The 24,281-nt window shown below is 40.8% G+C and carries 14 protein-coding genes; 6 read left to right on the top strand and 8 right to left on the bottom strand.

Annotation, left to right across the window (positions count from 1 at the left end):
• Nucleotides 1-12: 12 nt before the first annotated feature.
• The 5 genes from B9A18_RS10770 to B9A18_RS10750 all read right to left on the bottom strand — a co-directional run bounded on the left by B9A18_RS10770 (nucleotide 13) and on the right by B9A18_RS10750 (nucleotide 11,275).
• On the bottom strand, nucleotides 13-2,364 hold the full coding sequence (locus B9A18_RS10770) for an alpha-amylase family protein (RefSeq protein ID WP_084289295.1): 2,352 nt from the start codon (nucleotides 2,362-2,364) through the stop codon (nucleotides 13-15).
• Nucleotides 2,365-2,414: 50 nt separating this feature from the next.
• The gene (locus B9A18_RS10765; protein ID WP_144009460.1) at nucleotides 2,415-4,955 is read right to left on the bottom strand and encodes an alpha-amylase family protein; all 2,541 of its coding nucleotides are present in this window, start codon (nucleotides 4,953-4,955) and stop codon (nucleotides 2,415-2,417) included.
• 4 nt (nucleotides 4,956-4,959) lie between these two features.
• Nucleotides 4,960-7,134, bottom strand: coding sequence for an alpha-galactosidase (locus B9A18_RS10760; RefSeq protein ID WP_084289293.1), 2,175 nt, complete (start codon nucleotides 7,132-7,134; stop codon nucleotides 4,960-4,962).
• Nucleotides 7,135-7,203: 69 nt separating this feature from the next.
• Nucleotides 7,204-9,429 carry a glycoside hydrolase family 95 protein gene (locus tag B9A18_RS10755; RefSeq protein ID WP_084289292.1) on the bottom strand — a complete coding sequence of 742 codons (2,226 nt, stop codon included), beginning with the start codon at nucleotides 9,427-9,429 and terminating at the stop codon, nucleotides 7,204-7,206.
• Nucleotides 9,430-9,445: 16 nt separating this feature from the next.
• A complete protein-coding gene (locus tag B9A18_RS10750) occupies nucleotides 9,446-11,275 on the bottom strand; it encodes a right-handed parallel beta-helix repeat-containing protein (RefSeq protein ID WP_084289291.1) in 1,830 nt (609 codons plus the stop codon).
• 91 nt (nucleotides 11,276-11,366) lie between these two features.
• Here B9A18_RS10750 and B9A18_RS24975 point away from each other — a divergent pair, with 91 nt between their 5' ends.
• From B9A18_RS24975 to B9A18_RS10720, 6 genes are all read left to right on the top strand, one after another.
• The gene (locus B9A18_RS24975) at nucleotides 11,367-11,663 is read left to right on the top strand and encodes a hypothetical protein (RefSeq protein WP_144009459.1); all 297 of its coding nucleotides are present in this window, start codon (nucleotides 11,367-11,369) and stop codon (nucleotides 11,661-11,663) included.
• A 104-nt stretch (nucleotides 11,664-11,767) separates the two neighbouring features.
• A complete protein-coding gene (locus tag B9A18_RS10740) occupies nucleotides 11,768-12,166 on the top strand; it encodes a c-type cytochrome (protein ID WP_084289289.1) in 399 nt (132 codons plus the stop codon).
• 7 nt (nucleotides 12,167-12,173) lie between these two features.
• On the top strand, nucleotides 12,174-12,917 hold the full coding sequence (locus tag B9A18_RS10735) for a ThuA domain-containing protein (RefSeq protein WP_084289288.1): 744 nt from the start codon (nucleotides 12,174-12,176) through the stop codon (nucleotides 12,915-12,917).
• A 13-nt stretch (nucleotides 12,918-12,930) separates the two neighbouring features.
• Nucleotides 12,931-15,153: a DUF7133 domain-containing protein gene (locus B9A18_RS10730; RefSeq protein ID WP_084289287.1), complete on the top strand. Its 2,223-nt coding sequence runs from the start codon at nucleotides 12,931-12,933 to the stop codon at nucleotides 15,151-15,153.
• A gap of 33 nt (nucleotides 15,154-15,186) precedes the next feature.
• Nucleotides 15,187-16,479: an MFS transporter gene (locus tag B9A18_RS10725; protein ID WP_084289286.1), complete on the top strand. Its 1,293-nt coding sequence runs from the start codon at nucleotides 15,187-15,189 to the stop codon at nucleotides 16,477-16,479.
• Nucleotides 16,476-18,899: a glycoside hydrolase family 95 protein gene (locus B9A18_RS10720; protein ID WP_084289285.1), complete on the top strand. Its 2,424-nt coding sequence runs from the start codon at nucleotides 16,476-16,478 to the stop codon at nucleotides 18,897-18,899. Before B9A18_RS10725 ends, B9A18_RS10720 begins: the two co-directional genes overlap by 4 nt.
• Before the next feature lie 73 nt (nucleotides 18,900-18,972).
• On the opposite strand, the gene B9A18_RS10715 is transcribed toward B9A18_RS10720, so the two are convergent.
• The 3 genes from B9A18_RS10715 to B9A18_RS10705 form a co-directional block, all read right to left on the bottom strand.
• Entirely contained in the window at nucleotides 18,973-21,981 is a 3,009-nt protein-coding gene (locus B9A18_RS10715; protein ID WP_084289284.1) for a LamG-like jellyroll fold domain-containing protein, read from the bottom strand.
• Between the two features lie 197 nt (nucleotides 21,982-22,178).
• On the bottom strand, nucleotides 22,179-23,219 hold the full coding sequence (locus B9A18_RS10710) for a PKD domain-containing protein (protein ID WP_084289283.1): 1,041 nt from the start codon (nucleotides 23,217-23,219) through the stop codon (nucleotides 22,179-22,181).
• Nucleotides 23,216-24,250: a hypothetical protein gene (locus B9A18_RS10705; protein WP_144009458.1), complete on the bottom strand. Its 1,035-nt coding sequence runs from the start codon at nucleotides 24,248-24,250 to the stop codon at nucleotides 23,216-23,218. The genes B9A18_RS10710 and B9A18_RS10705 overlap by 4 nt, the downstream gene beginning before the upstream one ends.
• Nucleotides 24,251-24,281: the final 31 nt, after the last annotated feature.

Here is a 24,281-nt window from a genome sequence, read left to right as displayed (position 1 = left end):
CTTAGATAATTTCTATTTCGTGAATTTCAAATTCCACTTTATTTTCCTGCTCTCGTTGCTTTTAATGACTACCCTCACCCATCCTTTTTCTGATTGGGGTAACACTTCAATGCTTATTCCTTCACTATTTCCAACGATTGCAGCTTTGTTTAACTTCCAGTTTCCGCCATCATTCATTCCTGCAATACGCATTTCATAAGGATCACCAGCAATGAGACTACTTGTTCCAGAAAGTGTTTCACCTTTCCATTCTTCTTTTTGGAGATCAATCATACCCTGAGTTACATGCTGAGAGGTAGAAACTACAACAGGATGATTTGATTTGGCACGTAGGGCTATTATCTTACATGACTCTGAAGGAAGTTCCTCTTCAATCGAACTATAAATATCCTGAAGTGGTTTGTTTGCCCAGAAATCAAAGGCATAATAATGCATTTTATCATTTAATCCTGCATAGTTCAATGAAGTGCGAATCTTTTGCACGCTGGTGTCCCAATTAAACAAGCCCAATACATTACGATCAGTGCCAGACTTTTTGTCTGTGGCCAACCAAACAGAAGGAAGTGATTTATCAAAGGCGTCAACCGGGCGTGCAGTTCCGGTATGCGAAGCCATACAACGCTTCATAATTTCCAGCCTGTCTACCGGCAAATCCGGAAGCCAATCACTACTTAGAAAAAATTGCGCCGAAACAGCAACAAATGAAGGCAGCAAACGCGCCCTTGTTAAATTCCCAATTCCGCCTGCCGCACCATCAGCAGTTGATTTACCCGCTTCTCGGATCATCGAAGGATCAGGATCATTCCACCAAACCTTTCCATTTAAAAAGTATAACCTTGATGCGCGTATTACACCGGTACGGATACTTTGTCCGTCATGATTAAAATCGGGACCAATACGCATCGAGTTCACTAAGCCCATTGAAGCACCAAATGACCTCATGTTCTGGCTCACGCAACATCCTGAAAGAAACATATCTTCACCTGTAGCCTTACGAATAAGCTTCAGCCCCTCCCTAAAAGCCTCAATTTGAGTTTTAAAAGGATCATATAAGGGTTTATTGTTTCCAATACTATCATTTTTATAACCATCGTTAATGTAAACCTGCTCAGTAACCGTTCCTGTCCAAAGCCCATCCATCTTGAAATAATTATAGCCCCAGCTCTGCATTTTCTTTGCGACATAAGTGATATGATCCTGCACTTCAGGATTAGTAAGATCCAAAGAAGTTCCGCCCCATGTAGTTTCATAAGGCTTCCCATTTAATCGCTGCGCAAACCAGTGCTGACGATCTTTATATTCCGGATCCTGATGGTTACGGCTAAAAGGCATCCACCATATTCCGGCAGTCAAACCAGCATCCTTTATAGCCTCAGCAGTCTTTGTCATTCCTGCAGGATAACCACCCTTTGGATTCACCCGATCAAAGCCCCTACGAGGGCCATTATATTTGCCTCCTGCTTGCCATTCATCATCAATTTGTAACACACCAAGTCCAAAAGGTTTCAATTGATCTTTAATAAAACCGGCTAATTTAATGGTTTCAGACTCTGTGCCCGCACCCCCATTTTTTTCGGAATACCAGGTGCAATAAACAGCAGCGCGGGGCTTTAATTTGATATGTTGTTGCTTAGCAATCGCATCAGCAAATTTCTCTTCACCCAAACGAGCATCATCAAAATACCCGATAAGCAAGGTTTCAGTGGCTTCAGTAGCTCCGGCAGCCAAACGAAGACGTCCGTAATCAATTTGTGCTTTTATTTCAACCTGGTTATTATGAATACCAGAAAACAATACACCACTACCCTTTTCATTAGTCAACCAACCTGCTACAACTCCATTGCGCGTAGCCGGATCTACAGTAGTCAAAAACACATAACTACCAGGATTTTTATCCACATCAAGTAAGCCACCCGTTCCTAAGGTCTTTAATTTTGAGGCCTCTTTGTTAAGGTCAATTGAAAAAGAAACCGGATTAAGCTTCTGAATATCAACTGTACCATTTCCAGCATTTTTTACAGTTTGTTTTACAAACAGAAAAGGTTGTGACGCATACAAGGTAAATGATATCGAGCCTCCATCAGCGGTTGTAAAAATCAAGGCATCCCCCTTACCGAAGGCAGGACTAGACATATTTGTCTTAATTACCGTTCCATTGATACCATTTGGAATCACATTTTTCAGGAACGTTTTATTGCCCGACTTAAAGATGACCTCCAGGTTTCTGGACTTAACGCTATATGTTGCCGTTAGAAACTGATTAGTAATAACGGGATTATCACTTTTCGTTTCATGTCCGGCCAATACCCTTACTGAGCACAGTAAGGCAATCAAAAGCAGGAATTGTATTTTTTTTATCATCATAAAAGTTATTGGTTAATCGACCTATTATAATTGAAGTAAATCATTGATTATTAATGTAATTTAAATACATACCTTCTGGTATCATTGGTAACAGGCAGTAATTCATTTTTCCCCACAGCCTTATTTTTCTTTTCTACAATCTCTTCGTACAAAATATGGCTCTCAAATTTGTCTGCTTTGCCATAAGTGATAAACAACTCCTTACCGGCATAGGGCAATAAATCTATTGCACCCATCTTCCAGTCTACCGCCTTAGTACTAGGCATACCTGATCTGGCATAACCAGCAAAATTATTCAATAAAGCCTTGTTACTACGACTAGCCTTAACTTCAGCACCATTAATAAACAACTCCGGCACATCAGGATAACCGATTAAAAGCAAATCACAGCGTCCTTTAACATTTACCGGCACCGTTAGTACCGTTTTCAGCGTGCCGTCAGATTCTCTTATTGTTTTCTCATTTAAAATCGGCTGGTTCTGCACGTTGGAAACTCCAGGTTTTCCCCTTTCAATTTCAAATGCCATTGTTGAGTATCCGGGAATTTCAACTTCCATTGGTTTCCCTGACACAAAAGAAGCAGGATAACTATCACGGTATGGATAAACCACGTTTAATTTAAAATCATGACCTTCAACACCATAGAACCCTGTTCCAGCATTAAAAGGAATAATTAATTTTTGAGTATGAACTCCAGCATTACGGGCAACTAATACCGCTTTATCCTTTTCCCATCCAATATAGCCATACACGTTTCCTTCATCTGGCCTTCCTCCAACAAATTGGGCATTGTTCAATTCCCTTTCATGCTTCTTTGCCCAATTATGTACAGCACATAATGTTTTCCATTGGTCAGTCGTCATGGCGTCTATTGACACATACCATTCTTTAAGCAGGGTACCCCTGCCATAGTGCATCAGCACATAATCCATCCAGTCCTGTAATGGAATATCCTTATCCTTTACTGAAGTTTGAAGAATCCCATGCGTCATTAAACGCGAAATAGGCACCAGGGGTCTGTCTTGTTCATTGCCATATAATCGCCAGAGGTAAGTGTCCCGATCTGTAGTAAACATCGCCTTAGTTGAAATTTCAGGGGTATTACCATTCACTCCATCATCACCGGCTAACATCCATAGATAATCCGCGTATTGAAGCCACCATGGCGAAAACCAGATCCAATTCGTAAGATTCTGAAAAATCTCTGGCTTTACTTTTCTTGTCGCTGTTAATACCTCTAATGCAACATCAAGATTTGCCTCATGCCCGTGCCGATCTGTAGCTGGGTGATTGTTGCCTGAGTCAAGATCACACAACTCATTAAAATCATGCTTAAAATAAACCAAATTAGCTTTTTTAGCTAATTCAGGAACTCTTTTTAATATGGCCTCCTTATATTTTGTAGCAGATAGGCTATAATACCTGTTGTACTGCTTGAAATAAGAATTTCGTTTCGCTTCCCGGTAGCCATTTTTTAAACCCCAATTTATATTGTTGTTATAACCATTTACCGATAACCAGAGCCCCAAACCAGTACCCTCTTCTTTTAACCTTTTACCTAACAAGGCCAGGTCAGCATCACCATTTGGAAAAAAATCAGGCAAAGGTTCCCATATACCATTTCTATTCTGCCAGCCATCATCAGGTACCATGGCATCAATTTTAACCCCGTAAGGTTCAACAATTTTCTTATACTTTTTGTACACGTTCACAAAGGCCTCTCCTTTCAGATTCTTTGCACTTTTATCAAACCAATTGTTGTAGTTTAAAAAAGAGCGTGGGGATTTCCAAAGTGTAGCAAGGTATTGCATAAACGCATTTTTTGCCTGACCATTCTTGGAAGTAAAACCTGCTACGCTGGTTTTACTTAAAATCTCAAATTGTTTCTGCTTAGGAATGGAATATCCTGGAAAATGCATCAACCTGATTGTTCCTTGCGCACAACCAGGTGCAATGTCTCTTCCTTCAAGATCAATAAAACTATAATTTCCAACTTTATCATAATAACGTCCAAATGAGGCAGGAAAATTTCCATCCATACATCTGGAATAACCTGCAGGATATTCAAGTCCAAAAAACCAGGTATTGTTAACAAATACCGGTTCGCCCCTGCCTCCACCACTCTGATCTCCTTTAGATATAAATCGCTCTACTTCAAGTCGATCAACAGTAGCTTCCTTGTTAAATAACAACTTGATTTTTTTACGGATAAATCGTTGCCCCTTTACCACAAAATGACAGGCAATCAACTCGTCAGGACAAGCAGGATTTGTCAATGCAACTGGCTTTGGCTTATAGCTTATTTCTAAAAATGAGGTATCTCCCTTTTTATAAAACTTTGGCTTTACCGTCGAAGTAAAATCTGCCACTGAAAGCGTCTGATTTCTGCCTATCGGTAAAATATTAAACTCTTCGCTGATCACCTTCAAAGTGCGGTCTCCATTCATATCTGAGAACGCTGTGGTACGCCATGTTTTATCTGTATAGGAGAATGTCCGTTGTATTAAGTCATTCTTTAAAGTAATCTGCTGGGCCTGTCCTATAAAGTTGATCAACAACAGAGGCAAACCAATCAAACCCGATTTCATCATTTCCTTAACCCCCTATCAAAAACCAGGTATAACCTCCGGCATTAAGTGTAAAACTGAGGTCTACGGTATAATCGCGATTTAATTTATAGGTTTTAACAGTTCCTCCTTTTTCACTGATCCTTGCCAGATCTGTCAATCCGGTATAATACAAAGGCAATTTGATCGTTCTCACCATTTTTTCTTTTGTAGGATTGTACAACATCACCAAACCTTTCTCTTTCAGCTCAGGGTTAACATGCAATATTCCATCCCAATCACGACCATCCGCCCTGCGCAAATGGATCAGGTCAGAATTCAGTATATTCCTGTACTTTTTGTACCAGTTGATCACATTTATAACTGTTTGCTTCGTCTTGTCTGTATCGTACAACCTTGGTCCACGATAACAGGCCTGTACCCCAGCCCCATAATACTGCATCATCAACTGCTCATAATCGTCTAAATGTTCAGATAAAGGCTCTAAAGTAGCCGCACTACCACCACCCTGGTATTGAGTTAATGGCACAAAGCCCCATCCCATAGATGGCGTCTTCTCCCAGGTTGCATCGTAAATATTCTGACGGTTTAAAATCTTTTGCTGTGCACGGGGCAAGGAGAAGTTCACTTCTCTGTAGCCTAAAGCAATTTTATTGGTACCATCTAAGAAATACCAATCCGGGGCATTGATATAAACTCCCTTTTCATTCAGCCAGGTATACAATTCTTTCTGGATCTCCATTTGTTTCCATTGCGAATCCTCTAATCCCTTATGCCCCGGATGTGTAGTCGACGCACAAACATCCCCAGGATACGGGCCATCATTTTCCCAGATATCAAAACCTGTCCTTGTATAAAAGTTCTTGATTTTATCCCTGTACTGAAGTCCCCATTCACTACCAAAACAAGGTGCATTGCCAAAAAAGGCTCCTCCGGGCTTACCTGTTTTAGCACTAATCACATCATCCTTTGGACTTATACTTCTCGAACTAAATAAAGAGTATCCACCAATCAGGATATTTTTACTATGTGCATAATCAGCAAGCTGCTTCCATTTGCTAATGTTCTCCGGCGAAGTGTCTTCCATATTCAAATTACTCCCAAAACTGACGATCAGCGCTTCATAACCTGTAGCAGCACATTGATCTATAGCCGTTCGAACCTGCTCAGGATTTCTGGCCACCAGGTGCATAAATATTGGATTGGCAGTTACCCATGGAGCTACTGTACGGTACATCTTTCTAATGGCTAATCCACGACTTTCCCTATCATCTTTATTCATCAGTAATTCATGGGTCCGTACAGAATTCAATGTTTCTCCTGCCCTCAATTCAATTCCTTTTGCATCTTTAGGATAAATTTCCAACAGTACCGGAGTTTGGTGCCTGTAATGCACCTGCGAGGTATAAGTCGAATCCGCCTTCCAGTGTGTAGTCTGGTCGCTATTCGCATAATTCATGGAGTTATTGAATGCATAATTGGTTTCAAAGTATATTCCACTAGGTTTTCTCATGATTTCAAAGCTTCCCTCTACTGAACTCTCTTCTTCAACCAGGCCCAAGACCTCGTTTACTACCTGATCAATTTTAAAGGTTTTATTCCCACCATTCGTCAAGGCTACAGACTTCACAATTAGTGGCATGCCATCATACAATTCGTAGTTTACATGTACTTCAAGGCCCGAAAGCTCTGCCAAATCAGATCTATATAAAAAAGAAACTGTTTTGCCGCTAGCTGGTTTAGATTGAAATGACCAATACCTACTACCGTCCCATTTCAAATGAGGCTTAATGGGTTTAACATCATAGGACACATACTTAAAGTCATTGGCTCCAGCTGTAAATCCATCCAGCCATTCGGGCTGTAAATAAGCCTTCTCTTTCTGACCATAAAGTCCTCCAATATTATAGGTTTTCCCATCAATAACTAACCTTGCTTCTTCCCTCACTGAGCGCAAAAGCTGTCGCCCCGTACTTAGGTTGGTATAATCAACACAGGCCAAATTTGGTGAAATTCTAAATACTCTTTTAAGCAATCCATTCTGTAAGGTGATATCCTTTCCATCAGCACTCTTTATCACCTGTGCTTTCTCTTTAACAGGGTTGACTAACCAATCCTTTAAAGTCGACTGGGCAAAGGTCTGACTTGCCCCGGCTATTATCAGGGCAGTAATTAATAACGTTCGTTGAGTTCTAAATCTCATTTCCTTATTTTTCTATTTGGTGTGTTTTTTTTTTATAAACTCCCGAATTCCTACAGTAGCTCTTGAGCATTATTTTACAACTGTGGAAATAACCTCTTTTACCTGACCATTAATATGGAGTTTTACTTTTTCAGTTTTTTTAGAATAGATTTGATAGCTGGTCACTTTCCCTTTCTGCCACTTACAGTTGACAGTAAATCCTCCCCTTGCTTTAAGTCCATTAAATGAACCTTCCTGAGCCCATTCAGCAGGAATTGCAGGCAATAAATGGATTTCTTCAGCATGGCTTTGCAACAGCATTTCTGCCATAGCTCCAGTCATACCAAAATTCCCGTCCATTTGAAAAGGCGGGTGAGTAGTAAATAAATTAGGCAGAATATTATAGGTAAGCAATCCTTTGATCATCATACCAGCCTTTTCTCCTTCACCAAACCTTGCCCATAGCGCGCATCTCCAGGGCCAGGTCCATGAACGTCGGCTGTCTCCCACAGTAGATTCAACTGTGAAAGGCGTATTGATGTTTTTACCATAGTTACCACTTCTGCTTCTTAAAGAAATGATGGCTGCATTTGCCAAGTCTGGTGTATTCTTCATGCTAATTTGACGTCCAGGATAAACGGCAAAAAGATGTGAGGTATGGCGATGTTGATCATCAGGATCATCACGGTCTGTCTGCCACTCCTGCAGCTGTCCCCATTTACCTATTTTATTTGGTGCAAGCTTTTTCTGCATCGAAGCTATTTTGGCTTGATATTCTGTATCAACGCCCAGTTCCTTTGCCGCCAAAAGGTAATTTTGAAATAAATCCCAAACCAGCTGCTGGTCGTGCATAACGCCATCCTCCTTCGGACCATGTTCAGGCGACCAACCATTAGGAACCATCAGCGTTCCATCCTCCGACACCTTTAAACGATCTTCCCAAAACTGACAAATTTCTTTTAAGATTGGATAGGCAGTATTTTTTAAATACACCTTATCCCTCGTAAAATCCCAATGTTCAAACACATGTTGCATGTACCACGCACTAGCAGGGATATTCCATTCCCAACCATTTCCTCCAAAAATATTCTGACTGGTTCTTGCAGTCCAGCCGCGTGTACTTTGGCCAAATTCTTTACGTGTAGCTATCCGGCAAGGCTCCTGTGCAGCAACAATAAAATCAATCAACGGCTCATGACATTCGGATAAGTTAGTCGATTCCGCAGCCCAGTAATTCATTTGAATATTGATATTATTATGGTAATCGCTTGCCCATGCTGGGGTGTTGCTATCGTTCCATAAACCTTGCAAATTAGCCGGCAATCCACCTGGCCTTGATGAGCCTACCAGCAAATAACGACCGTATTGAAAAAGCAATTCTTCAAGATCCGGGTCTTTAGTACCACCAGCATAATTTTTAATCCTTACATCTATTGGGAGGTCAAGCTGCGCCTGTGCCGTTTTACCTACATCAATAGTAGCAGCCGTAGTCAGCCTGGCGATGTCCTGAATGTGACGGCTTTTTAGTTTAGCATAGCTGAGCTTTTGAGCAGCAGCCACCTCCTTATCTATCCGCGGCATAGGGTCATCACCCCTCCATCCCGACTTATAATCAGGCTTATAATTGGTTCGTGCATCAAGATAAAAGGTTATGGAATTACAGTTTTTAAATCCAAGCGTATTCCCCTCCACATAAGTTGATCCCCCTTCTTTTACCAATCTTAGTTTTGCTGCATATTTCAATTGATTAGGCATCTCCGCATCGAAGCTTAATCCCTCTGCATTCGCGATGCTTAAAGAGCCTTGTGCAGACTTCATAGAAACTTTGCCTGAAAAGGCTCCCTTTTTACTTGCTGTATATCTGAAAACCATTACCTGATCAGGATAACTGGCAAAAGCTTCACGGATAAAAGTAATGCCATTTATTACAAAAGTAGTAGTATGAACACCAGTGCGGATATTCAATTCCCTACGGTATCCCTTTGCTTCATCAGCCCGATCAAAATTAATGGCAAACTCTCCAAAATTTCTGTATGATCCAAAACCATGATCGCCGGTTTGATACCCCCCATCCCAGTTGTTGTCACCCGACCATAAGCTTTGTTCATTAAACTGAATACGCTCTGTTTTGATTCCAGCAAACAACATCGCTCCCAAGCGTCCATTTCCGATAGGCAAGGCTTCAGCATCCCATTTATCAGCGGGCTTTAGATACCATAATTTATCACCATTTCCAGGATTACCTATATGATTACCTTTTACGGTAACTACGGTAATCAATAACAAAAAGATAAATAAGTGTTTAAAATTGTTCATTGTTTTGTTGCTAAATCTATTTTACTTCTACCTTCAAATCAGTTTTCAGATCTTTATTTGTCATTTTGCTGGCCTTCACCACGGGAGGTTCCCCAGCCTCAAAACTATTCTTCCTGATGACCACATTTTTACAGGCAGTCAAATTAATACTCAGATTACTTTTCTTTTGCAGCAGATTTGTCCAACTAATTTTATTGCCACTAAAAGTTAAATGATCAACACTTCTGGCATTTAGCAGTCCATCCCTATACAAGATAAATGAATTATCTACAATGCGGATATTACGATGTACCATATTACCTATCACCAATTCATGATTTTCCGGAGCTATATTTATAGCACCACTACCAGAGTTAAGTCCGCACTCCTGAAAAGTATTATTTCGGATCAGCACATCACTAACAGCACCAGATTCGAACCAGCTGGAAGCATCATCAGCAATCAAAATAGGATACATGCCTGTACGGTAAAAAACGTTATTTTCAATCAGTACTTTACGTCCCGTGGTAATCAGCAAGCCTCGTGTATTTGTTCGTTCAAATCGACTGTTCCTGATGATTACCTCTGGAGTCCAGGTTACGTTTTCGATACAAAGTCCGTCAGAAACAAATGGTGGCAGCGTTTCTTCCACCTCTATTTCCATTTCACGTTTGTTGATCAGTTTTGCCGATTTTAATTTCGCTTTTCCCATAGCCATCAAGGTTTTTGGATTGATAAATGCAATGTTATCCCCTCCAAAAAAAGCTTCAAATCCATAAGTTTGATGATGCATAAAACGTACAATCATCTTATTCTCCTTTATGGAAGTGATTTTCAAGTGCGTACCATGTACATTCACCGGGTCGTCATGAGAACCAGAAGTAAAACAACTATCCACCTTAACCAGTCCTTTACATCCGGAAAAGTGAAAACAATCTGCAAACGAGGAAATGATACGTCCTGAGTTCTCCCTTGGTGCAACACTAACTTTTAATAATGAGATATTTTCAGAAAATTGAGATACAACCCCCAATCCGTGCATAAAATGCATTTTTACGTTTTCCAGTACTATATCTTTACTCCTTGAAATAAATCCTCCACAATTGTCACGATATGGGTCTCTGATGGTAAATACATCGCCCGGCTTGAAAGATGTTTTACTAAAGTTACCTTCAAACCTCACATTAAAAGGACTCTTTTCAATTGCCTTACTTTCCAGAAAGGGTGTAAAAGTACTATAACGCATCGCACTATTTGAAGGATCAAACAGAATCGTATGATAGGAATTGCTTTTCCAACCTTCTCCGTATAAACTGATACGACCATGATCAATGGAGTATTTGCTGTCCGGATGAATAATTGTTTCCACAGCATCCGGAGCTACTGATTTTACTATCAGTTCTGAAATTGTTGGTCTTTCGTAATCAAAGCTGATGTTCTTAACCTTTATATTTTTACTATTTAGAATGGCAAAAGAAACCATCTTACCATGAAGTACGATCAAAGTATTATTTCCCTCAAGAACCAAATCGTTCACATTTTCTAAAAGAAAAGCGATATTTTTAACTTTTGAAAGGGTATCATTTTCTGTACAGTTAGAAATATACAATTCTTTTTTGGCACTATACTCTGGCCAGATATCAATTCTTCCAGTAGGCAGCAATAAAGTAGATCCTGGTTTAGCCTTACAAGCCTCAATCGCCTTTCTGATGCCAGGGGCTGCATTTTCGTAACTGTTGGCACGAACACCATATTCCGTTAAGCGAATACGCTCTTGTGCCAAGCTATATTTAACTGCTGCAAACTGGAATAAAAGGACAATACCTAAGCCTCTCCAAAAGAATATATCAAATCGTATGTTCGTCATAATTATTTCCTAATATGCTATCTTCAAACCTATCGACACTATTTATTAAAACTATACAATATTTCCGCATCAAAAGCAAAACTACCGTTTGATGGGAAATATTTTATTTTCTTTTTTATATAGAGGGCCTTCAATGGACATAGACTATCCATCATTCCTGACGCGATCAGGCTATGGGAAATGCCTGCCAAACGCGAGCCAGCGGCTCGGTCGTCTGGATGGAGCTGTCTACCCTGAGCCACTATTGAAAGTAGCAAAAGGCATAAAAAAAAATACTTTATCATTTGTGTGTGTGTTGAATGACAATATTCAAATAACCGCAATTGACAGCGTCTTTATAGATGTTATTTTGACCAAAACCTATGTTATTTTTGCTCAATCTTTCTAAAAAGAGCAAAAATAACGTCAATATTAGTCAAATTAGCATTCGTATTTTAGGGCAAAAAATGTGTTATTTGATAGAACAAACAACACACAAACACATTAAACACAATGAAACGAATTCTAATTATTCCAGTTATTGCATTTTTTGCCTTAGCCCCTAATCTCGGTTTTAGCCAAACCACTAAAAAGAAAACAAGTACAGGAGTAAAAATCTCCACTTCATCAGCCAAAACAACTGCCACTCCCGCAGAAATTGCTGAGGGAAAAGCATTGATCGCAAAATCCGACTGTTTGGCTTGTCATAAAATAGACACCAAACTAGTAGGCCCTGCGTACAAGAACGTTGCAGTAAAGTATCCAGCTATTGCAGAGAATTATGACCAATTAGCCAACAAAATTATCAAAGGTGGTGCTGGGGTATGGGGACAGGTACCTATGTCGCCACATTCATCCTTATCTCTAAACGACGCAAGGAAAATGACAAAGTATATCCTTTCAATTCGTTAAAATCTTTATGGAAAAATTGAATATAAAAATGAGCTTCACCATGCTCATTATTGTCGCCTTTGTGTCCATCAACCTTACGGTACATGCAAAGCAAAAAAAAGTACTGGTTTTCTGTAAAACTGCAGGCTTTCACCACAACTCTATCAAACAGGGAATCGCTGCCATTCAGAAATTGGGCAAAGAAAATAAGTTTGATGTTGACAGCACTATAAATTCGGCAAAATTTACTGAAGAAAATCTTAAACAATATAACGCAGTAATCTTTTTAAACACCACTGGTGATGTATTGAATAATGACCAACAAAATGCATTCGAAAAGTATATCAGAACCGGAGGTGGCTTTGTAGGAGTTCACAGTGCAACCGATTGCGAATACGACTGGCCCTGGTATGGTGATCTTGTAGGTGCCTATTTTCTCAGCCACCCCAGCCAGCAGGTAGCGGTATTGGATGTAATCGACAGGAAGCACATTTCAACCAAACACCTTCCAGAAAAATACAAAAGAAAAGATGAGTGGTACAATTTCAAATGGGTGGCTAAAGGCTTAAATATCCTGATGACTATAGATGAAAACAGCTATAATCCCGGATCAGGAAAAATGGGAAATCACCCCATGGCATGGTATCGCCCATATGACGGAGGCAGGTCCTTTTATACCGCACTTGGTCATACAGAAGAATCCTTTTCTGAACCGCAGTTCCTGAACCACTTACTGGGTGGAATTAAATATGCAATGGGTCTGAAAAAATAAACCGAACAAAAAAATGAAAAGAAATAAACAATGGCTAGCCGGTTTAGTTGGACTGTCCTTACTTACCTACACCTGCAAGGTGTCTCAACAAGTGATAAAACGAGATGCTGAAGGCAAAATCATCGTAAATACAGCACCTTCACCAGCCTATCTCTCCCCACAGGAAAGTCTTAAAACGATACATGTACCAAAAGGCTATCGTTTGGAATTGATTGCTGCCGAGCCTATGATCCATGAACCCGTAGCCATGGTATGGGATGGCAATGGCAGATTGTACGTTGCTGAAATGAATACCTATATGCAGGATGTAGACGGTACCGGTGAAATGAAACCTATTTGCTCTATCAAAAGACTGGAAGACACGAATGGTGACGGAAAAATGGATAAATCTGTTGTATTTGTAAAAAACCTGGTATTACCCCGGATGATCCAGACGCTGGACGACCGTCTGTTGGTGAATGAAACCAATTCCAATCATATCCACAGCTATCGCGACACAAACGGTGATGGTATAGCTGATGAAAAGAAACTCGTATATAAAAACGATGCCATTAACACCAGTAACCTGGAACACCAGAAAAGCGGACTGATCTGGAATCTCGATAATAAAATGTATGTCACCGTAGAAAACAAACGCTATTCTTACGAAGATGGAATGATCAAATCGGAAAACCTTCCGGAAGGTCCAGGTGGACAATGGGGGTTAACCAATGACAATTACGGTCGTTTATTCTATTCATCAGCAGGTGGTGAAGTACCCGCACTCACCTTTCAGCAAAACCCAATGTATGGAAGGCTTGATCTTAAAGATCAATTTAATGAAGACTTTCAAGCTGTATGGCCAATTATCTCTACTCCAGATGTACAAGGAGGATTAGGAAGACTTAGAGCAGACAGCACTTTAAATCATTTTACTGCATCTACAGGACAATCCGTATTCAGAGGTAATTCATTACCTGAAGATGTATTGAGCGACCTGTTTATCTGTGAACCTGTAGGACGCCTGATCAGAAGGGCTAAGGTGACCAATACCGAAGGGAAAATCACTTTAAAAAATATATTTGAGAAGGAAGAATTTCTCGCTTCAACTGACATGAACTTCAGACCTGTAAATACGGCAACGGGGCCCGATGGCTGTTTATATATTTTAGATATGTACCGGGGTATCATCCAGGAAGGGGAATGGACAAGAAAAGGATCCTTCCTGCGCAAGAAAATTTTAGAAAGAAAACTGGATCAAAACATCGGACGCGGAAGAATTTACAGACTGGTATACGATGGAATAAAACCAGACAAAACAGCACCAAAAATGCTGGATATGTCCTCTAACCAATTGGTACAGTATTTAAGTCATGCCAATGGTTGGTGGCGCGAAAATGCACAAAAGCTGATCGTCATTCGTGGCGACAAGTCAGTTGTTCCTGAACTGAAAGCAATGGTATTAAACAGCAGCACATCGCAGCTTGGCCGCATCCATGCTTTATGGACATTAAATGGCTTAAAAGCATTAGACAACGAAACGATCCTTAGCATGCTGAAGGATAAAGACGCTGAAATCAGAAAAACAACCATTTGGGCCAGTGAAGAAAGGGTACTAAATGGAGATGATCAATTGATTGCTGCCATGAAACCATTGATCAATGATCCAAGTGCTGATGTACGTTTTCAACTTGCTTTAACTTTACGTTTCAGTAATTCAGAAAAAGCAGGTATATTGACTAAAGAATTGTTGGCAAATAACACCGACAATGAAGTCATTACAACATCGCAAAAGAAATACCAGAGCATTATGGATGCCAGAGCTTTGTCGAAAAGGAATGCACTGCTTTTAAAAGAAGCGGATCAAAAACTGATTAACAAGGGATCACTGATCTTTAATCAGTTGTGTGCAACCTGCCATGGTGCTGACGGAAAGGGTGTAGCAATTGGAGGAAAGAACATGGTTGCCCCTGCCCTTGCCAATTCATCCAACGTTACTGGTGATCCGGAAAAACTAATTAAAATTCTTCTTCACGGATTATCGGGACCTATAAATGGCAAAACCTACCCCGATGTAATGCCGGCACTTGGCGCAAATGATGATGACTATATTGCTTCAGTAATCAGTTTTATCCGGAATGACATTGGTAATAAAGCTTCGGTAGTAAAACCAGCCGATGTTAAGAAAGTAAGACAGGAAACCAACGGAAGGGATAAATCCTGGACAAAAACAGAATTGGAAACCGCAAAAAAATAATCCGATTTTATAACCAAATATAAACCTAAACACATGCTTAACATTCAAACCAACAAACTATTCTGGGCAAGCTGCCTGGCTTTACTGGTGACCTCCCTTTCCTTCGGGATCCGGGCGGGCATGATGAATCAGCTCGGGATCGATTTTCAACTAAGTGCTACCCAACTGGGCACCATCACTGCCACCGCATTCTGGGGATTTCCCCTGGCTATTGTTGTGGGCGGCTTCGTTGTCGATCTCATTGGGATGAAACGTCTGCTGGTTATGGCCTTCGTTTTTCACCTGGCCGGAATTGTACTCACCATTTTTGCTCAAGGTTACTGGACGCTGTTTTTCTCTACCCTGCTTATTGGTATTGCCAATGGAACAGTAGAAGCAGCATGTAATCCCTTGGTTGCAACCTTGTACCCAAACAACAAAACAACCCGTTTAAATCATTTTCATTTATGGTTCCCGGGCGGTATTGTAATTGGTACATTGCTGGTTACCCTATTTGTTCATCTTGGCCTCGGCTGGAAGGTACAAGTGGCGATGATGATCATTCCTACTCTAATTTATGGCTACCTGTTTTCCAAATTGGATTTCCCGGTAACTGAAAGGGTATCATCAGGGTATTCCAGTGCGGATATGTATAAAGCTGTGTGCTCTCCGTTATTTATTTTTATGTTTATATGCATGTTTGGCACTGCCATTACCGAGTTATTTACCGGTCAATGGATTGGACTGCTGCTTAAAAACGTAACGGATAATGCAATTTTACTGCTCACCCTTACTACAGGTATCATGGTCATCGGACGTGGATTTGCTGAGCCTGTGGTAAAACGTCTGGCTCCTCAGGGTGTATTACTCCTATCTGCCATATTTGCGGCAACAGGCCTTTACATGCTCAGCACCTTTACGGGAAATTCCATTTTCTTTGCTGCAATCATCTTCGGTATAGGCGTTTGCTATTTCTGGCCTACAATGATTGGCTTTGTCTCCGAAAATATCCCTCAGTCAGGGGCATTAGGCATAAACCTGATGGGTGGTGCAGGGATGTTTGCCGTTTCTGTTTACACCATATTTATGGGCAGTTTTTATGACGATCTGATCGTTAAACATTTACCATCTGACGGATCCTTAGACACCTATTTAAAAGCAGCCGAAGGCACTCCTGCTGCTCAGACTTTAGCCAATGCCAAAAACCTGGCAGGTCCGGAGATTTTACAGGCAACCCTTGTTATTCCTTTAGTTTTAATTGTGGCATTTGCAGGGTTAGTTGTATACATGCGTTCAAGAAAAGCTAACAAAAGGCTGAGTTATAGTGATGAAGCAGTAACCATATGAAATCTGTCTCTATTCGCTTCGGTTATGTATCTACATTTATAATTGCAGCAATAGGCTTCGCTAACTTACCTTCCAATGCGCAGCAAAGTAAAACCAGCTCCAAACCAGATTTGAAGTTATGGTATAAACAAGCTGCAGACGAATGGCGCCAAGCCCTCCCGATAGGAAACGGGAGGCTTGGCGCCATGGTTTTTGGAGGTGTAAAGCAGGAACAATTGCAACTGAATGAGGAAAGTGTATGGCAGGGCAAGAAAATGAATAACAACAACCCTGAAGCCTTACAGAATCTTCCAGAAATCCGAAAGCTCATTTTTGAAGGGAAAACTGATGAGGCTTTAAAACTAGCCAATAAATCACTTAACGGAAACCCAGGCAGTGTTCAATCCTATCAACCTCTGGGCAACCTGACCTTAGATTTTGATGATGCAGCTGAAGCTTCAAATTATAAAAGAGAACTGAACCTTAGCACAGGCATCCATAGCGTGATGTATCATATTGGCGGGCAGAGCTATACCAGAGAAGTGTTTGCTTCGGCTCCCGCCAACACCATCGTTATGCGCCTGGAAACCAAAGGTCCTCAAACCATTAACCTGAGCCTGGGTATGTCGAGACAAAAAGATGCCGTTGTACACAGCATTAAAAACCAACTGATCCTTAAAGGACAGATCGACGGTACAGGAATGAAGTTTGAAACCATAGCGCAGGTAAGTACTGAAGGTGGAAAATTAATTGAGGGGCAGGGAAAGCTTAAGATACAAAATGCAAAGGCGGTTACCATTCTTATCACCGCAGCCACCAATTACAATGCGGATAAAATGGATATAGATCTGACTAAAGATCCAGATCTGATTAGCCAAAACATACTGAAGGCGCTAACCGGTAAATCTTACACTGCACTTAAAGCTGCACATATTGCAGCGCAGCAGCGCATAATGGACCGTGTTGAGCTCAGTCTTGGACCTGATACACAAAGTCATTTGCCTACCAACGAGCGCTTACAGCGGGTGAAAAATAATGTTTTTGATCCCGGACTGGAAGCCCTCCTGTTTCAGTATGGCCGTTACTTGCTGATGGGCAGTTCACTTGCGCCAGGCGTGCTCCCTGCAAACCTTCAGGGCATTTGGAATAAAGACCTTAAGGCTCCCTGGAATTCAGATTTTCATACCAATATCAATCTGCAAATGAATTATTGGCCGGCAGAGGTAACCAATATGACAGAAACTGCCCGGCCTTTAATCCATTTTATGCAAATGCTCAAAGTTCCGGGAAAGGTAACAGCTAAACAGATGTACGGTGCCCGTGGATGGACTGTACACCATCTTACAGACGCTTTTGGGCATACAGCGGTGCATGATGGCGTAGTGAATGGTTTGTTTCCAATGGGTGGTCCCTGGATGACTCAGCCCATATTTGAACATTATGAATTTAACGGCGACAAAGCTTTCTTAAAAGATATCGCCTACCCGATGATGAAAGAATCGTCGCAGTTTGTCCTTGATATCCTTATCCGCGACAAAAAGAACCGTCTGGTTACCTCACCTTCCTACAGTCCAGAAAACTCTTACATAGATCCGCTTACCGGAAAACGAGCCTTGCTTACCTATGCGCCGACCATGGACATGCAAATCATAAATGATTTATTTATCAGAACAATGGCGGCAAGTAAAGTGCTTCAGAAGGACGAAAAATTCAGGGATACCCTAATGGCTACCATGAAACAATTGGCACCAACACAGCTCGCAAAAGATGGCTCTATACAGGAATGGATTGAAGATTATAAGGAAGTAGAACCCGGGCACAGACATGTGTCACATTTATTTGCCCTTCATCCGGGCAATCAGATCACGGCTGCTAAGACGCCGGAACTATTTGAAGGTGCAAAAAAAACACTGGCCAAGCGGTTAAAAAATGGCGGTGCTGGTACAGGCTGGAGCAGGGCATGGACCATTAATTTCTTTGCACGCCTTAAGGACGGTAATAGTGCACATGAACATATCATGGCGCTATTTAAACAAAGTATTGCCTATAACCTGTTTGATGAGCACCCTCCATTCCAGATCGATGGTAACTTTGGTTATACCGCGGGTGTAGCAGAAATGCTCCTTCAAAGTCAGGACGGTGAAATCGGGAACCGTGTTATAGAACTTTTACCTGCGCTTCCGGAAGCCTGGTCGACAGGAAATGTTACCGGCTTAAAAGCACGTGGCAATTTTGAAGTTTCCATGCAATGGGAAAAAGGAAAGCTTCTTACTGCAAAGCTAAAATCTCTTCAAGGAAATAGCTGTATGTTAAATTACGCAGGTATTGGCACTGCAGTTTTAACCAGCGCCGGAAGGGCAGTCCCTTACAAGAAAATTTCTGATCATTTGATCAGCTTTGATACGGTGACGGGTAAAACCTATGCTATCAGTAGCTTGTAAATATTTCAGAAAAAGTAAAACCCCCATTCTATATCAGTCTGGGGGTTTTTGTTGTAGTTGTTTTGAGTATTAATTATTCTTTAACCAGGTACCAACCGAATCCTCCGGCTGGTATATTTACGGTTAGCAGCGCTTCGTGCTTATCATTTAGTTTCAACACATTACTTTTGCCTTCCTGATCTGTAATTGTTGCCTTGCCTTTTAATCCAGCATAGTAAAGTGGTACCTTCACCTGCTTGGTAATGGCTTTGTCTGTTGGATTAAATACCACAAACATCCCCTTTTCATCAATTTGAGGATTCACGTGTAACATTGCATCCAGGTCTCTGCCGTTAGGACGAGAAACGTGAATAATATCAGAAGTTAATATTTCACGATGCTTTTTAAACCAATTTACCCATTTGGTTACCATTGCCTTAGTTTCAGGAGTATCATAAAGCCTGTTACCTCTTACTGTAAACTGGCAGCCACTAGCCAGATGCTGAAACAGACCAACTTCATACCTGTCCAGGTTTTCAGCTAAAGGCTCCAAACCTACCCTGGCATCATTGGTATAAAATCCTACCAGCTGTAAAGTTAACCAGCCCATTGTTGGCGTTTTGTGCCATGTACCATCAAAGATATACTGACGACCCAATAGCAATTGTTGTTGTGGAGTTAAATTCGCACTCGCCTCACGATAACCCATACCTGTTGATGATTGGCCATTTAGAAAATACCAATCCGGAATTGGCACATACATATTACGACGTTGAAGTTCATGCAGTACCTTTACCTGTTGTTTCCACTGCTGCCATTGAGAATCGTATAAATTACTATGATGTGGATGTGTTGTTGAAGCACATACATCGCCATGATAAGGGCCATCCATATTGTAAGTCATCAGTCCTGTTTGATCATAAAACTTCCACATGTCGTTAAAATATTTGTCTTGCCATTCACTTGCAATACAAACACTTTGACCGAATAAACTACCTGGTTTATTAGTTTTTGGATCAATACAATCATATTGGGCTCCCCTACCTCTAGAGGCAGTTTGTAATTCATAACCTCCCATTACAATTCCTTTTCCTTTTCCATAAGATGAAATATCCTTCCATAAGCCAACATAATCCGCATCCAGTTTATCATGGGAAATACCAGGCCAGGCCATAATATCCAATCTTTCAAACCCCAATTCGCCCATTTGATCAATAAAGCCCTTCAGCTTGTTTTTATCGTGCGAGGTAATACCAGCTGCAATTAAGGACTCCGTTACCTGTGGGGCCAGCTTTCTGTAGAATTTACGGTGCGCCAAGGCCTGACGCTCTCTGTCATCATCATCATGCAATAATTCAAAGGTGGTAAAAGAAGTAAACTTTTCTTTTGGCTTCAACGTTTCAGAAGGTCCCATTGGCACCCTGCTCACCAACAAGTTGTGATGCGGAAATCCAAGAAATTTATCTTCAGCCTGGTTGTGAGAAGCCCAGGTATTGTATTCACGGTCTGTTCTCCATGTAGTTGTACTCTTTCCCGTTTGATAAGCCGGAGGAGTTCCATTGTAGTGCATCAGTGCTGATCCTTCAGGATCAGCATTAGCCAGGGCAAAAGAAAAGTCACTTTCCACATGTATACGCTTTATCTGATCCTGATTTACTGCTAAAACTTCACATTCTGCTTCACGTACTACAAATGATGAATTGGTATTGTTGTCGACAGTTATCCATTTTGCAATCACAGGCATACCTTCATACAATTCATAATGAACGGTAACCTGTACCGTACTTTTCCAGTTATTCTTATTCAGAGGGGCTTTATAATGCATTAAAACATGTAAGCCTTTAGGCGGCCAATCCGTGTGCGCAGCATTATACTTTTGCTGCCATGGATAGCGTGCTGTAGGTTGCATCACCTCAATACCTGCAAAACGAAATGCCGATGGTTCAGCTATTAAATTACTATACCAGCTTTCCAGTAAGTATGATTTTTCCGGCTGTCCGCTAAATCCGCCAATATTATACCAGGTACTATCAATCATCACTCTTGCTTCAGGCTTTACCGCTCTCAGGATTTGGGCATCAGTATATTCATTTTTAAAACCTACACAGGCTAAATTTTCGGCAATAAAAAACTCACGACTCAGCAAGCCATTGGTTAATAACAGTTTTGCCGACATTTGACCTGGCTCCTTTTGCAGCAATAATTGTACGGGTGTTTTAACCGGACTAACCATCCAGTCATTTGAATTTTCGGAAGCAGGAAAAGTCTTTACCTTAACAATTGATTTATTAGCTTCGAGTGCGGCAAATAATGCGCGTTGCTCATCTGTTGCTTGTTTTTGCTTTTGCGCTACCTGTTTGGCATTAAATAACAAATGTTTGACTGCATCAAATTTGGTCTTGTTTAAAGAAGAAAGCCTTACTTCGTAAATCAATCCATTAAAATAATTACTTTTACCCAATGCCCCTATCGAGAAATTGGCAGCTACCGATTTGGCTACCGGTAAAGCATTCAAAGTTTTTACACCGTTGGCAAGCGTTGAAATGCCCTTACCATCATTAATTAAGGCAAGATGGATCCACTCTCCGGGAATGGCCTTTGCAACAGGCTTAGGACTTTCTTTCCCATCTATCATCAAAACCCATTGATCGTCCTTTTGCCATAAAACATATCCGCTTTTATCATCCCCATAGGCCAAAACAATTCCTTTGCTACGACCTGCATCTTTTGAACCTTGACGACTGTTGGTCTGAAACCAACCTTCCAATACGAAGGGCTGATTGGCTTTGCCAAAATTATCAGCAATGCTATATATCCCACGATCTTTAAACAAAATAGCACCTTCGCCATTTAATTTTTTATCTGCCGGAGCATCGGCAAAAAACACAGGCGTTCCATCTCGTTTTAAATCATGTCCCTTATTGCTCATATCTTTAAGCGAGCCTGGAGAGGTAGCATACGAAATTTCGCCAGACCGTCCCATATTGTAATGCGCTTCGACTAATTGTTGTGCATTAGCCTGATTAAAAAGGAGTATCGCAGCAAATACGCAGCAGACGCGCCTGAAAAGGACTTTAAATCCCTGAATTACAGATAAGTTCATTTGTGTGTGTGTGTGTGTGTGTGTGTTGATTAAATTATACTATTTTTTGATTTCATCTTAAATGGCAATAAGCTGAGCGACCTGAGTCACCCAACTTATACCTGTATTTATATAGAGCGAAATTATTTTATCGTAAGGGATCGAATGTACCACCCCAGTATACTGCAAAGGGGGAATGTTTTATATTGTACTGAAATTTAATACGTACTCATTAACCTCCACTCCGACAATTGTATCGATGTTCCGCTTCGGACTGCTTTTACATTAACCCTATAATAATTGTAAGCAGTTGTATTATTAAAAGCATAGGCCCTTGTTTCAAAACGGACATCACTTTTGATATCCCTACGGGAATCAAGTGTTACCCATGTTATTCCATCTTGAGAGCCAACGAAATCCCAGGTCATAGGATCCCTGTTTACCACATCATTTCCCGAAACGAATACGTAAGCATTAACAACTGCAGGACTTTTAACTTTCTGCTGCATCCAGAAGGTATTGGTATAGCCTGAAATCAAATATTTTGTCGTATTCGACCCGTCTATTAACTTTAATGAACCTTCCGCTGATGTTGATCCTGCAGAGTGCTCAAGTGAAACGCTAAGGTCGACTCCATTTCCTGTGATGTCTTTCAAATCACCAAAATTGGTAATTATCTTTGAATAATAGGCTTCGGCTCCCTTAGCAGTTTTAACCTTTAGTGTAATATACGTAAAGTCAGGCGTAGTAAGCTTTGGAATAATTGCCGTTTGTGTGGTTGCTATTGGTACACCAGTTGCTGCAGTTCCTATATACCAACTAAAATCCTGAATTTCTGCGGACATCTTTGGCTGTAATTTAAGACTACCATCTACCTGAGGTTCTGCTGTAAAATTAACTATATCCTGTGCTCGAATGATAACCTGTGCTTCCTGTTGGGCCCAATACCCTAAACTATTAAGTGCTTTCAGAATCACTTTATAGGTGCCAGGTATTAAGTAAGTATGTGTTACCTCAGTATCATAAGCTGAAGTCCCATCACCAAAGGACCAGATTACCTCTTTATAATTTTTAACCACTCCTTTAAAAGAATAGGTAAAAGGATCTTTTTGAGTAGCCGCACCAATGGTAAATGTTACTTGTGGTTTCGGCTCCTCCGCTTCAGTAACGGGGGGATCGACAGCCTTTTTACAACCGCCTGATAGGATTACAAAAGCCAAAAGAATTGAAAATGCTGTTAGCGTATACTTCTTTCTCATGAGTTGAATTTCTTGTAAAGTGAATAAAACTGTAATTTATTGCCTGTGGGAAACCATGCCGCATAACTGTTTGCGATAATGATACTGGCCGGATCAATCAACAAAATAACCGTTCTGTTAACCGGATGGACAATATGCCTGCTACTGCCGGTTAATTGGACCACCAAGGCTATTTTATCATTTCTATATTTTAATAGGGTTTGTGAAAGAATGGTCACCTCCAGTTTACCAGTATTGGCAGTTTGATCTACTACCACCTGAGCAGGCAGTTCAAATTCTCCCGCCTGCATCACCACTGCGTTAAGTGGAAGAAGGCCCTTCGACTTTAGTACTGCAACGGTATCGTTGTTAATAGCCACATTGACTTTAAAAGAAAGAGAAGCTACTCCAGATAAGGTTACCCCTAATGGTATACCAATTGAAGCTACACTTGGCGCATAATTATTCCTTCCTGAAACGTCTAATTTGCTGCCTCCGCCATTTGTAATAGAAATCGTATGCATTTCATGGGCCGCAATAATTGCTAAAGGATCTATGGAAACAATTCCTACATTTTTTTTCTCATCTATGCTATTCCCTTTAGCTACCTCAGTTAACTTCACCGCAAAGGCTAATTTTTTACTGCTGAAATAAAATTTCTCCAGCGCAGCAACACTCACTACCGCTTCAAATATCACGCTGGTTGAACCGAAAGGTATAGTTACCGTCTGTGGGATGACTATTGATCCCACTGGAAATGCCAGGGTGTTTGGCAACAAGTTATTGCTAATTGCATTAACAACGGTATTTTCATCCAGCATTATATGTGCATCAAAAGCTTGAGTTGCACTAGCAGAAAGCTGAACTTCAATCGGGATCCTTACATTTTCTGCATCTTTCTTAATTTGTCCGGACAGTCCCTTAACAGAAACGCTGGCAGAAATTCCTTTCTTGCTTGCAAAGTTCTCCAGACTCTCCTCCTTACAGGATTGTACAAGGATGATTGCCATCAGAACGAGGCACTTATAAATATTGTGGTTTAGTTTCTTCATTATCTTATCTTTAATATTATGCTCCATTAAC

The sequence above is a fragment of the Pedobacter nyackensis genome (assembly GCF_900176505.1).
Taxonomy (GTDB): Bacteria; Bacteroidota; Bacteroidia; order Sphingobacteriales; family Sphingobacteriaceae; genus Pedobacter; species Pedobacter nyackensis.
Note: the sequence above shows the minus strand (reverse complement) of the source record. Positions and strands in the feature narration are given on the sequence as shown.

Coding starts and splice junctions, on each gene's coding strand:
- B9A18_RS10770 (WP_084289295.1), bottom strand. CDS start 2,364: ATGATGATAAAAAAAATACAATTCCTGCTTTTGATTGCCTTACTGTGC.
- B9A18_RS10765 (WP_144009460.1), bottom strand. CDS start 4,955: ATGATGAAATCGGGTTTGATTGGTTTGCCTCTGTTGTTGATCAACTTT.
- B9A18_RS10760 (WP_084289293.1), bottom strand. CDS start 7,134: ATGAGATTTAGAACTCAACGAACGTTATTAATTACTGCCCTGATAATA.
- B9A18_RS10755 (WP_084289292.1), bottom strand. CDS start 9,429: ATGAACAATTTTAAACACTTATTTATCTTTTTGTTATTGATTACCGTA.
- B9A18_RS10750 (WP_084289291.1), bottom strand. CDS start 11,275: ATGACGAACATACGATTTGATATATTCTTTTGGAGAGGCTTAGGTATT.
- B9A18_RS24975 (WP_144009459.1), top strand. CDS start 11,367: ATGGGAAATATTTTATTTTCTTTTTTATATAGAGGGCCTTCAATGGAC.
- B9A18_RS10740 (WP_084289289.1), top strand. CDS start 11,768: ATGAAACGAATTCTAATTATTCCAGTTATTGCATTTTTTGCCTTAGCC.
- B9A18_RS10735 (WP_084289288.1), top strand. CDS start 12,174: ATGGAAAAATTGAATATAAAAATGAGCTTCACCATGCTCATTATTGTC.
- B9A18_RS10730 (WP_084289287.1), top strand. CDS start 12,931: ATGAAAAGAAATAAACAATGGCTAGCCGGTTTAGTTGGACTGTCCTTA.
- B9A18_RS10725 (WP_084289286.1), top strand. CDS start 15,187: ATGCTTAACATTCAAACCAACAAACTATTCTGGGCAAGCTGCCTGGCT.
- B9A18_RS10720 (WP_084289285.1), top strand. CDS start 16,476: ATGAAATCTGTCTCTATTCGCTTCGGTTATGTATCTACATTTATAATT.
- B9A18_RS10715 (WP_084289284.1), bottom strand. CDS start 21,981: ATGAACTTATCTGTAATTCAGGGATTTAAAGTCCTTTTCAGGCGCGTC.
- B9A18_RS10710 (WP_084289283.1), bottom strand. CDS start 23,219: ATGAGAAAGAAGTATACGCTAACAGCATTTTCAATTCTTTTGGCTTTT.
- B9A18_RS10705 (WP_144009458.1), bottom strand. CDS start 24,250: ATGAAGAAACTAAACCACAATATTTATAAGTGCCTCGTTCTGATGGCA.